This is a genomic window from Streptomyces sp. NPDC001796 (assembly GCF_042892355.1).
Classification (GTDB): domain Bacteria; phylum Actinomycetota; class Actinomycetes; order Streptomycetales; family Streptomycetaceae; genus Streptomyces.
The window spans coordinates 272,535-284,775 of sequence record NZ_JBIAUC010000009.1; the positions used below are offsets into that span (position 1 = coordinate 272,535).

6 protein-coding genes are annotated in these 12,241 nt (G+C 69.0%); 2 read left to right on the forward strand and 4 right to left on the reverse strand.

What is annotated here, in order from left to right; genetic code table 11:
* Positions 1-42: 42 nt before the first annotated feature.
* The 4 genes from ACFYZE_RS20900 to ACFYZE_RS20915 form a co-directional block, all read right to left on the reverse strand.
* On the reverse strand, positions 43-3,225 hold the full coding sequence (locus tag ACFYZE_RS20900) for a type I restriction endonuclease subunit R (protein ID WP_388995937.1): 3,183 nt from the start codon (positions 3,223-3,225) through the stop codon (positions 43-45).
* Positions 3,222-4,526: a restriction endonuclease subunit S gene (locus ACFYZE_RS20905; protein WP_388995940.1), complete on the reverse strand. Its 1,305-nt coding sequence runs from the start codon at positions 4,524-4,526 to the stop codon at positions 3,222-3,224. Before ACFYZE_RS20905 ends, ACFYZE_RS20900 begins: the two co-directional genes overlap by 4 nt.
* Positions 4,523-6,514 carry an N-6 DNA methylase gene (locus ACFYZE_RS20910; RefSeq protein ID WP_388995943.1) on the reverse strand — a complete coding sequence of 664 codons (1,992 nt, stop codon included), beginning with the start codon at positions 6,512-6,514 and terminating at the stop codon, positions 4,523-4,525. The genes ACFYZE_RS20905 and ACFYZE_RS20910 overlap by 4 nt, the downstream gene beginning before the upstream one ends.
* A gap of 109 nt (positions 6,515-6,623) precedes the next feature.
* Positions 6,624-8,759 carry an N-6 DNA methylase gene (locus ACFYZE_RS20915; RefSeq protein ID WP_388995946.1) on the reverse strand — a complete coding sequence of 712 codons (2,136 nt, stop codon included), beginning with the start codon at positions 8,757-8,759 and terminating at the stop codon, positions 6,624-6,626.
* Between the two features lie 236 nt (positions 8,760-8,995).
* On the opposite strand from ACFYZE_RS20915, the gene ACFYZE_RS20920 reads away from it, so the two are divergent.
* Together ACFYZE_RS20920 and ACFYZE_RS20925 are read left to right on the forward strand one after the other, a co-directional pair.
* Positions 8,996-10,033, forward strand: coding sequence for a hypothetical protein (locus ACFYZE_RS20920; RefSeq protein WP_388995949.1), 1,038 nt, complete (start codon positions 8,996-8,998; stop codon positions 10,031-10,033).
* A gap of 179 nt (positions 10,034-10,212) precedes the next feature.
* Positions 10,213-11,994 (forward strand): RNase H family protein, encoded by a 1,782-nt coding sequence (locus tag ACFYZE_RS20925; RefSeq protein ID WP_388995952.1) that lies wholly within the window; start codon positions 10,213-10,215, stop codon positions 11,992-11,994.
* Positions 11,995-12,241: the final 247 nt, after the last annotated feature.

Sequence of the window (12,241 nt, forward strand, 5' to 3'; positions counted from 1 at the left end):
TGGTGCACCGGCACCGAGCGGGTGCCGGTGCACCAGGCGCTGTCAGAAGTCGTCCAGCCCCTCCTCCTGGCGGATCATCCGCCAGGCCGCGCGGCGGGCGCTGCGGTCGAGGTTGGACTTGAAGTCACGGTCCGTGCCGAAGTACCGCTTGCCGAGCGTGTCGATCGTGGAGACATGGTCCATCATGTTCTCCTCGAACTTCTTGTCGAAGACGACGCCGAAGTTCTCCTCGTCGTTGACGAGGGCGGCGGCCCGCACCTTCGGGTCCTTCTTCGTGGCGTTGAAGGCCGGGAGGACGTCCTCCTCGGTGAACTCCGTGCCGAACTTCGCGTTGAACCTCTCGATCAGCTCCGACAGCAGCGACTTCTCGGCGTCCTTGCCGCCGCCGATCCCGTCACCGAACCCCTTGAGTTCGGCCGGGCCATCAGACACGAGGGACTTGTCGTACTCGCCGGTCTTCTCGACGCGCAGGTGGCTGAGGTCGACCTCGCCTATGTCGACGCCGCCGTCCGCGAGTCGGGGCAGCCGGTTGAGCAGGTAACGCCCGTACAGGTACAGCCGCTCCAGGTCGGCGTCCTGGTAGGGGACGATCTGCGCGAGGAAGCCGTACTTGCGGACGTAGTCGTTGAGGTGGGCCCGGAACTCCTCGGCCGTCTCGACGTCGTCCTCCTCCTCGCTTTCCAGGAGGGCGCTGAAGCGGGTGACGGCAGGGGAGAGGAGCCGGTACAGCTCGGCGTGCAGCTTCTCCCACTTGGCCTGGGAGCCGCCGGCCTTCTCCTGCGCCTCGAAGTACGCGGCGACGAACTCGTCCATGTCCTGCTCCGAGATGATCGGCGCGGACATGACGCGGCTCTGGGCCGTGTAGAGCAGGTTCGGGTCGGAGGGCAGGGTGTGCGCCTCCTCGAAGTACGGGCGGAATGCGTCCTGGATGTCCTCGGCCTCGTTGACGAAGTCCAGGACGGCCAGGTCGGCCTGCGACTTGCGGTCGGCGGTGCGGTTGAGGCGCGAGAGCGTCTGCACGGCGGCGATGCCGGTCAGCGTCTTGTTGACGTACATCGTCGTGAGGAGCGGCTGGTCGAAGCCGGTCTGGTACTTCTCGGCGACGACGAGGATCCGGTACTCCTGCTGCCCCTTGCCGCCGGCCTTCGCGGCCTTGTCGTCGGCGCGGGTGTAACCGAACGCCTTCGGCAGTGCGCTCTCCGGCAGACCACCGTTCTCCTTGCTCTCGGTGGTTTCCTCGCCGTCGATGGTGAGGGAGCCGGAGAAGGCGACCAGGACGCCCAGGTCCGGGTACTTCGTGTCGTACTCGCGGTCGGCGATGTAGCTCTTGATGGCGCGGGCCATCTGGACGGCGGACTGGCGGGAGGCCGTGACGACCATGGCCTTGGCCCGGCCGCCGAGTCGGCCGCGGGTGTGGGCCACGAAGTGCTCCACGATCACCTGGGCGTGCTGGGACACCGTGTGCTCGTGCATGAGCGCGAACCGGGCGAGCAGGCTGTTCGCCTTGGAGGGGTCGACCTCCTTCTCGTCGCGGTTGAGGTTCGCGAGCTTCCAGTAGGTGTTGTAGGTGACGTAGTTGCGCAGGGGGTCGAGGATGAAGCCCTCCTCGATGGCCTGGCGCATGGAGTACGTGTGGAAGGGGCGGTAGACGGTCTTGCCGTTCTCCACTGCTTCCGTGCCGAAGAGTTCGAGCGTCTTGGCCTTCGGAGTGGCGGTGAAGGCGAAGTAGGAGAGGTTGGAGGCGTGCGAGCGCTCGACCGCCTTCGCCTTCAGCTTGTCCTCCACGGTGACCGTCGTCGCGCCCTCGTCGTCCGAATCGGCGTCCAGACCGAGGTCGCGCAGGGCCGACTTCACGGCGGTGGCCGCGTCGCCGGACTGGGAGGAGTGCGCCTCGTCGACGATGATCGCGAAGCGGGTGCCCTTGATCTCGGTGGGGTTGCGCTTGATGTAGTCCAGCAGCGCGGGGAACGAGTGCAGGGTGACCGTGACGATCTTGCCGGTGTCCCGGGAGAGGGCACGGGCCAGCTGCTCGCTCTTCGCCCCGTGCTTCTCGTCGATCTTCACGACCAGACCGTCGGTCTGCGAGAAGCTGCCGACGGTCGCCGAGAGCTGGGCGTCCAGGGCGCGGCGGTCGGTGATGACGATGACCTTGTCGAAGACGGGCTCGCCGGGCTTGATACGGCCGTCGGCGAGGGCGTCGGGTCGCAGGACGGCGGGATCCTGGCGGGCGTGCAGGTCGCTGAGGCGGTGGGCGAGCCAACCGATGGTGTTCGACTTGCCGGACCCGGCGGAGGCCATGATCAGGTAGTTCTGGCCGGCGCCGTGGACGGACGCGTGCGCGGTGAGCTTGCGGACCACGTCCCACTGGTGGAAGCGGGGGAAGATCGTCGACTTGGTGGTGCCGCCGCCGGGCGTCTTCTCCTTCTGCTGGTGCACGTACCGCTGGAGGAGGTCCAGCCAGTTGTCCCGCTGCCAGACCTCTTCCCAGAGGTACGACGTGGCGTACTTGCCGGGGGCGGTCGGGGCCGGGTTGCCGGCGCCGCCGGGCTGGCCGGGGCCGTTCGAGCCGGTGTTGAACGGCAGGAAGCGGGTGCTCTTGCCGCGCAGTTGGGTGGTGACGAAGACCAGGTCCGGGTCGACCGCGAAGTTCGCGATGACTCGGCGCGTGAAGATCAGCTCGGTCGGGTCGCGGTCGGTCCGGTACTGCTCCTTGGCCTGCTCGACGCCCTGACCCGTGAGCGGGTTCTTCAACTCGGCCGTGGCGACCGGGATGCCGTTGAGGAACAGGGTCAGGTCGAGACGGTGGCCCCAGTCGGCCTGCTTGGTGGCGTAGGGGAGCTCGCGGACGACGGTGAGGCGGTTGGCCCGGTAGCCGTCCAGGACGGAGTCGGCAGAGATCAGGTTGGGCTTGAAGTAGGCGACGCGGAGACGGACACCACGGTCCTTGACGCCGTTGCGGAGGACGTGGAGCAGCCCGTCGTCGGCGATGGCCCGGTCAAGGCGTTGCGCGAACCCACGCTGGGCTTCGTTGGGGTTGCCGCCGTAGACGGTGAGGAGTTCGTCCCAATCGTCGGGCTGGGTCGCCCCGATGAAGGTGAACAACTCGTTGGTGTCCAGCCCGAGGTCGGCCTGGTAGTCCTCGGGGTTCGCATCCCGCCAGCCACGCTCGCAGAGAGCCGCGACGATGGCGGAACCGAAGGACGACTCGTCGTGCACGGGGCTCATGCGGAGACTCCTTCGGTTACGTTGCGGCCGCTGGCGGTAGTCACGTCAAACTGGCCGGTTACGGCGGCGGTGATGAGGGCTTGGCGACGTTCGCGGAGCAGCTCTTGCTGGCGTCGCACCCGGTCGGTGAGTGTGTCGATACGAGCATTTTGGCGTCGGATGGTATGCACGATCTTCTCCTGCTCATCCGTGGGTGGTAGAGGGATTCGCAGCATCTGAAGATCGGGGACATAGATCGTCTTGTGTGTGGAACCCATAGCCAGACGACCTAGGAGATCGGGACGCATGGCGCGAAGGCACCACAAGAGGAAGTGCGGGAGCAGGCGAGGACCGCAGGTCCAAGTGACGAAGTCCTGACTCGTCGCCATGTCGAGGCCCATGACGCCCGAGTAGCCAGCGGAGGCCGTACGGCAGAGGAAGACTGTACCTCTCGGATGCAATTCGGCTGCCGAGTTGGCGAGGCCGAGTTCGCTGATCTTTTCGCGAGTCTCATACAGGTCCTCGACTCGATCGTCTCGTACTTGCTTGACCTCGCCTGTCGTAATCCAAGGGATGGAACAGCCTGTCCACCATTCCGGGTGGGACCGGCTCGGAGTATGTCCGCTGCCCATGCGAGCCAGCAGTCCCAGACGGACTTCCTGCCAAGCAGTCGGTACTGACTCCAGCCAGGGGAGCGTAGAGCTCCGGCGATCCGTGTGTGTACTGCCTGACACGGCTGCAACTACTCCTGCCGTACGACGCTCGACCAAAAGGTCTAGCTCGCGCTGCAGCGTGGCTACCAGTTTGTCGATGCAGGCGGTCTCGGCGTCGAGGAAGTCGGCGATGCGACGCTGCTCCTCAAGCGCGGGAAGGTAGATCGGGAGCACCCTTAGCCAGTCGTTATCAATCTCTGCCTGGTTGGGGCGAACACCACGTGAGAGTCTTGCGTACTCGGTCGCGTATACCTCTGACTGGAGAAGCCAGTCCAGGAACCGCGAATTTTCTCCATGCCTGGGCGCGAAGCAGATGTAATGACCCGACACAATTCCGCGATGCGAAGAGATGCCAACGGCTCCACGCCATGCCTGCATGCGATTGACGACCAGCCAGCCGGGATGCACCAACTGGTACACGCTGCGATCGAGGGCTTGCGCACTGTGGTTATCGCTTCCGCGTTGGCGGACTCCCTGGCCTCTATAGACGCTCAGCATCTGCTCTTCGGGATGCCCTGTGTCCTTGATGCGCTCAAAGAGGGTCCACAAGGGGACGCTTCGCCAGCCGGACGGCCAAGGGATTGTTTCCAAAAAAGAAGAATTATTCATGCCGTCACCTCCCCGATAAGGCCCTGAATCTCCGCCTCCAGGGCCTTCAGCTCCGCGTCGATCTCCGCCAACGGCCGCGGCGCCTCGTACACATAGAAATGTCGCGTGAACGGGATCTCGTACCCGATCTTCGTCTTGCTGTGGTCGATCCACGCATCCGGCACGTGCGGGTGGACCTCCCGCGCGAGGTACTCCTCGACGTCCTCGCCCAGCGGCACGTTTTCGAAGTCCCGCAGCTCCGCATCCGGCTCGGGCCGCCCCTTGACGAGCTGAACCTCACCTTCCGGATCCCGTACCCCGACGACCTCCCGCAGCGCCTTGTTGAACGGCGCCCCCGTGGGCCACGTCCCGCCGGCCTGCACCACCGCGTCCTTCAGCGCGAGCCAGGCCTCCTGCTTCGTGCCCCACTTGGCACCCATCAGGGACTTGAAGGCCTCCGCCAGGACCGGAGCTTGCGGCAGCTTCTGGATGACCTTGGACGCCGCCAGCGCCGCCAGCGTCTCCTCCGTGATCTCGAAGCGCAGCTTCAGCGGGCGTTCCACCGTGATCCGCTGGTAGCCGAAGTCCTCGTTCCAGAAGACCTTCACCTTGCCGTGCAGCGGGTGCTCGGGGTCTCCCGCCACCGCCAGGGCCTCGCCGTACAGCTTGACCACCGTGGCGATGTGGTCCTTGCCCAGCTCCTTGCGCTTGTCGCCCAGCGACTTGCGCATCTTCTGCCACTGGTCGCGGGCGTCCAGCAGCACGACCTTGCCCTTGTGGTCCGGGCTCTTCCTGTTCGTCAGGATCCAGAAGTACGTCGAGATACCGGTGTTGTAGAAGAGCTGGTCCGGCAGAGCGACGATGCCCTCCAGCCAGTCGTTCTCCAGGATCCAGCGGCGGATCTCCGACTCGCCCGAGCCGGCCGCGCCCGTGAAGAGAGGCGAGCCATTGAAGACGATCGCGAGGCGCGAGCCGCCCCCGCCGTCCACGTCCACCGGCTTCATCTTCGAGATCATGTGCTGGAGGAACAGCAGCGAACCGTCGTTGATGCGCGGCAGGCCCGCACCGAAGCGGCCGGCGTCACCGAGCTGCTTGTGCTCGGCCTCGACCTCGTCCTTGACCTTCTTCCACTCCACGCCGAACGGCGGGTTGGCCAGCATGTAGTCGAAGGTCTTGCGCGCGTGGCCGTCGTCGGAGAAGGAGTTGCCGAAGGCGATGTTCTCCGGGTTCTGGCCCTTGATCATGAGGTCGGACCGGCAGATCGCCCACGACTCGGGGTTGAGTTCCTGTCCGTACACCTCCACCGTGGCGTCCGGGTTCAGCTCCGTGATCAGGTCGTCCATCGCGGAGAGCATGCCGCCCGTGCCGCAGGCCGGGTCGAGGACCGTGCGCACCGCGCCCGGGAGCTGGAGCGCGTCGCCGTCGGGGGCGACGAGCAGCCGCACCATCAGCTGGATGACCTCACGCGGCGTGAAGTGCTCACCGGCCGTCTCGTTGGACTGCTCCGCGAAGCGGCGGATCAACTCCTCGAAGATGTAGCCCATGTTGTGGTTGGGCACGATCTCGGGACGCAGGTCCAGGTCGGTGAACTTGCCGATGACCTGGTAGAGCAGCCCCGCGCTGTCCAGCCGCTTGATCTGCTGGGCGAACTCGAAGCGGTCCAGCACGCCGCGGGCGTTGTCGGAGAACGCGCCCACGTACACCGCGAGGTTCTTCGCCGCGTTCTGCGGGTCCGCCGCGATCTTCTTCAGGGTCAGGCTCGACTGGTTGTAGAAGGAGTGACCCGAGGCCCGGCGCAGGAAGCGATCCGGGTCGATGTCGCTGTCCTTGTACTGCTCCGCGATTTCGGCGACCTTCTCGCGGGTCGGCTCCAGCACGCACTCCAGTCGCCGCAGCACCGTGAACGGCAGGATGACCTTGCCGTAGTCGGACTGCCTGTAGTCCCCCCGCAGGAGGTCGGCGACGGACCACGCGTGGTTCGCCAACTCCGTGTGCTTGCTGATGTTCAAGACTTCTTCCGCTTCCCTTCCGGGGCTGATACGGATGACTGTGAGTGCGGCGGGACGGGGACGGTGGGTCCTCATCCATCCGCATCTGGAGTGGGGGTAGTGCCAGAGCCTAGGTGGGTTCCGGCACCAGCTGCCCGCCCGTGAGCCCCCCGCTCACGAGCCGCGCCGTCTCCTCGGCCAAGTCCCGGGCGCGCCGCGCCTGTTCACGCAACGCCTCGACGTGCCGGAAGGCCTCGCCGTACCGGCGCTGCTCCTCCAGTGGCAGCAGCGGTACGCGCAGCCGCCCCGGCGTGAGGTGGAGTGTGGAGCTGCCGGTCGAGGCGCCGGCCAGGTTGGCCTCGGAGCTGAGGAAACCGAGGAGGAACCAGGGGTCCAGTCGCGCCGGGTCCGGGCGGAACAGGTGGACGCCGGCCCCCAGCAGGGCACCGGCTTCCGCCTCGCCCGCGACCCGGGCCACGGGACCGGTGCCGCCGACGAGGTTACGGACCAGGACGTCCCCCTCGGCGATCTCCGGCATCTGCTCGGCCTGCATGTCCGCGGCCTGCCCCGTCGGTCCGGTGCCGCCCGCGATGTCACTGCCCGTCAGAACAGGGCGACGCTCGCCGCCGTCGGCTCCCGCCTCCGCGTCCTCCGCCTCGGCGGCCGCCGCCCGCGGCGATACCGGAACCGCACGCAGCACCTTCAACGCCCCGCCCCGGGCCAGGTCCGACACCGTGGCCGTGCGCCAGTCGCGGGCCGAAGCCCCCGCGGCGTCCCACGCCGACCTGCCGGCGAGCTCGGCCACTGTCCGCACAGCCGTCGCCAATCCCTCGCGGGCCGCCGCGGCCTCGTGGGCCAGTTTCCGCGGGTCGACCTCCGCCTGCGAGGCACGCACCTGTCGGGCCGGGGTCACGTCGACCACCTCGTCCAGCAGGTCGACCACGCTCACCGCCCGCGCCACACCGGCCTGCGTCTCGAACCCGTCCGGGTCCGCGGCGAACGCCGTCCACGCGGAGAGGATCTGCTCCGTCACCCGCGCCCAGTCCAGTGAACCCGAACGGGTCCCGCCGCGTCCTGGCACGGACGGCTCGCCCACCGTGTCGACGAAGAGGACCGTCTGGTACGCCGGTCGCGTCGGCTCCGGGCGCTGCAGCACCCACACCTGCAAGCCGATGTGGAGGGGGATCGCCGCCCCCGGTGGCAGGGCCGCCACCGCCCGCAGCGCGCCGCTGCGGATCAGCTCGGCGCGGATGCGGCGGCCGGAGGAACGGGACGCCGTGGCCGGAGGAAGGAGGAGCACGGCGTGGCCGCCTGGTTCGAGGTGGGCCAGCGCGTGCTGGACCCAGGCCAGTTCGGACTCGGCGCGGGGCGGGAAGCCGTACGCCCAGCGTGAGTCGTAGGCCAGTTCGTCGTGCCCCCAGTCCCGGTCGCCGTAGGGCGGGTTGCACAGCACGGCGTCGACGGTGAGGTCCGGGAAGGCGTCGGCGCGCAGGCTGTCGCCCGTGCGCACGGTGACGTCCGCGCCCTCCCCGGCCGTCAGGGTCAGGCCGACCGCGGTGCGCCGTGCCTGGACGGGAAGGCTGTCCTGTCCGTACAGCTCACGCGCGCCACGCGCGGCGGCGGCCGTCAGCAGGGTGCCGCTGCCGCAGGCGGGATCGAGGACGCGGGCGGGGGAGCCCGGGATCAGGCGGGCCAGTAGGTCGGCGAGCGGGGCCGGGGTCCGGTAGGCGCCGCTGGCGGCGCTGTCCTCCAGTTCCCGCTCCGCCAGGACGCCCAGCGCCGTCTGCGCGCCCTCGTCGCGGACGCAGAGCAGCAGGGCGCGCAGCACCGTGGTGTCGGCGGCGGTGAAGCGGACTGGTTCGGTGTCCGGCACCACGTCCGCGACCTCGACCGCCGCGTCGTTCGCCTGCTTCACCAGGTCGTCGTCGGGCAGCGCGAGCAGACCGGTGAGGTCGTCGGCGGGGCGGCGGGCCGCCGCGAGGACCAGCAGGAGCAGGTCGGACGTGCCGGCAGCGGCCGGTTCGCGGAGGCGCAGGGTGGTGCGCAGCTCTGCGCTGGGCGTGGCCGCCGTGCGCTGTCCGCGCGAGGCGAGCCAGGCGCGGACCATCTTCAGGTCGTACAGCGGGCTGCTGTCCGTGCCGCCCGAGGGTGCCGGGAAGTCCTCGTGCCGGCGGCGCCAGTTGCTGACGGTCGCGCGCGTGACTCCCGCGATGCGGGAGATCTCGGCGGCTGTCACCTGGGCGGATGGTGCGGGTGGCTGCGACATGGGGGTGGTCCTGGCTCCGATGGTCGGCGTGGTCACACCCTACAGCACGAGTCAACCCGTCGAAAGTGTTGGACAGTGCTTTCAGGTGCGTGCTTACATGTGACTGCTTCCGATGGTGGCCGATGCCCCCGCGTGAAGCGTCCCTTCCCTTTGTCATAGCCATGTCCTCGAGCCCACCCGGCCCGGGCGCCTCGGGGCAGGCCACGGCCGATCGATCACCACCCAGGGGGAAACCCATGCGTCCGACCATGCCGAGCGGCACCCCGGAAGGATTCCCGCTCAGCGTCATGCCGTTCCGCGAGGACGCGGTCATCGGCACCACGTCCCGCGCGACGCTGGTACGTCTCGTGCCGTCACCGCGTCAGGAGGAGGATCCGCGCGCCCTCAAGGCGGCGTCGGGGCACGACGGCGTCTGCGCCGGCGCCTTCGGCCGGCTCAACTTCAGCGGTGGTGTGAAGGACGGCACGCCGTCCTCTCCCTCTCCTTCGCCCCCGTACGCCGTCCCCGCCATATCCACCGGCAGTCCCCAGCACCGGAGAGCGGCCGGTCAGGCCCCGGCTTCGGGCGCGCCCGGGATGGCGCCGCAGGCGTCCCCCGCCTCCGCGCAGCCGTCGGCCGGGCGGAAGCCGTCGTGGCGCGGAGCGCGGCTCACCCACGGTGCCTCAACGCCCCTCGCGCTGATCGCGGCGCCCCTGACCCGCCCGCGCAAGACCGTCCTCGCCGTGGCCGCGACAGTCGTGGGCTGCTCTCTGTGCGCCTGCTCCACCATCGGCGGCACCCAGACCGACACCGCGCCGCCGACGGCCACCGTGAGCGCCTCGCGGGACACCCAGACCGCCGAGGACTCGCAGGACACCCAGGACGCTTCCGACAGTGACACCTTCACCGTCGCGCTGGACAAGACCGCCAGGTGGAACAACGGTGTCAAGGCGCACCTGAGCGGTTTCAGCCGGGGCACCTCCGGCGAGTACGCGAGCCCGTCCGGCAAGGCCTACCTGGCCTTCTCCGTCACCATGCAGAACGACTCGAAGTCCTCGATCGACCTGAGCATGGTCAGCTTGTCCTGCCCGGACGGCGCCGACGAGATCTTCGACACGGACGCAGGCTTCAGCGGCACGCCGGACACGCACCTGCTGCCGGGCAAGTCGCAGACCTGGAAGGCGGGCTGCGTGTTCCCCAAGACGGCCAGGAGCGCCCAGATCGAGATCACGCCGACCGACACCTCCGGCTCCGGCTGGTACCGCACGGCCATCTTCACCGGCCAGGTGCGGTAGCCCGGACCGCGGACGGGACCCTGCCGGGTGCCGTCGTCGTCTCCATCCGGCGGCGGCTCACGCCTTCCCCGGCATCGGGTGCACCCCGATGCCGGGCCCACGGGCCCGACCGTGCCCACGCCCGATCACACAACATGTGCGGCCCCGCTCACCATCCACCCGCGACCCGGAAGGCCATCGTGACGATCACCGAGCACACAGAGCTGATCCGTCGCTTCGCCGACGACTTCACCGCCCTGCAGGAGGCCGTCCTTGCGCGAATGAACGGGATCTGCGCTCCGGAGATCGCCGAGGCCTTGGAACACGTTTCGCTCGCCGGTCCGATCACCGTCGCTCTCGCCCACGCCGACGTCCTCGGTCGCGGGGCCGTCCGGCGCGCGGAACTCTCGGCTCAGCCCCCCGAGCGGTTGCGACGGCTGCGAGCCCACGCGCGCAAGGTGCGGCGGGCCCGGTCGCAGGCGGAGACCGTGTACAAGGAGCAGCGTGCCCGCCGCCTCGCTGGCCGCGCCCGGCCGGTGGACCTGCTGGAGCTGAGGGTGGCGCGCATGGCATCCCCGGTGGCCTTCGCCGAGGCCCTGCGGCAGGAGCTCCGCGACAGGGGACTGCCGGACGGCACACCGCAGTCGCCGGAGAGCGACCTCGTCCGGTGGGCCTGGGACCGGACAGCGGCAGGTCACGAACTGCCGGCACCGGTGCGCGAACTGCGGGACTGCGACGACGACGCCCTCGTCCAGGCCCTCCTGCGGGATGCCCTGGAGGAAGAGAACCCGTACCTCCCGCAAAACGCGGTGGTCGAACGGTGGAGCCGCCATGCCCGTGCCGCGCTGGCCTGGGGCCGCTACGCGATCGGGCGGGCCGAGCGGGACGTACCGGCCTGCTCTCTCCCGGTACGGCGCGCCCGACTTGACGCTCTGGACGACGCCTACCAGGACACCGCGGTTCTCGCTGCCCGCTCACGCGAAGCCATGCTCCGGGTCACGGACCTCAACGACCGGATGCGGGCCTCCGCGACCACGGGGCCTCTCGCGGAGCTCATCGCGCAGTGTCGCGCCGCGGCTCTGGCGCGCTTCGCCGACGCCGAGCCCGAGTTGTGGCACAGCCTGCGTGAGCAGACCGTGAGGCACCGGGCGCACTGCCCCGAACAGGCCGACGGCTGCCCGCACTGTCACCGCACTCTTGCCGCCGTCCTCGCCGACGCCCATTCTGCCGACACGGGCGAGGACGGGGACGACGCACATCCGACGGCAACGATTGCGGCCGACGGTGACCGCTACGCCGTGCTCGCCGACCTTCCCGACACCGCCGTCGTGGCCGTCGCCGACGCCGCCGTCGGTGACCAGTCCGCACTGTGCGGCTACGGCTGGGCTGCCGAAGACGGGACCACCGGATACGGCGACTCCCTGGCCTCGAGCAGTGGCGATGCCGAAGTCATCGGCATCTACGCGGCCGCCCTCAGCCTCCTCGAGCACCACGACGAGGATGCACCCGTGGTCCTCCTGTGCGACAGCACCGAGGCGGTCGACGCGGTCAACACGGCCCTGCGCTCCGCCGACCCGGCAGCCGCCCACCGCACCGCCCTCTTCCCGGAGAGCCGGCAGTTGATGGACCGCCTGGTGCGCCACCGCCACCGCCACCGCGTCCAGGTCCGCTGGCTCAAAGGCCACATCGGACACGACCTCAACGAAACCGCCGACGCCTTCGCTCGCCTTTGCCCTCCGCCGCGCAAGCGGCCGCATCCCTCCCTCCGCCGTGCGGAAGGAGGAGGCGCGGATCCTTCGCCTGCTCGGCTCCGGGGACGGCCCCCTCTCGATCGCTGCGTGAGGCCATGGTCCGAGGCGACAGTTGTCCGTGCTGACCGATCCACCCATTTCTGGACGAAAGCGAGCGACGTTCTTCATGGCCCGTCCCCGGTGGCACAACCTGCTCCCGCGCAATTCCTCGACGGGCGAACCCAGGGCTAGGGAACCGTCATCGCCGGCGGTAGATTGACGGTCCCCCACAGTTCACTCACATCACCTGCACAGGTAGCCTTTGCTTGTAGGGGGCATTCATTGCCGTGTGAAGCTCTGGTCATGCCTTCCGGGTGGTTGTGTGAGCGCCGCCATGGACGCTTGACGCTGGTGGAAACGGTGAGGGGTGGGTGGGGCGTCTCCGGGTGTTGCGCGCCGTCAAGTTGCGTCAGTTGGCGGGAGTCGAGGGCTGCGCCCG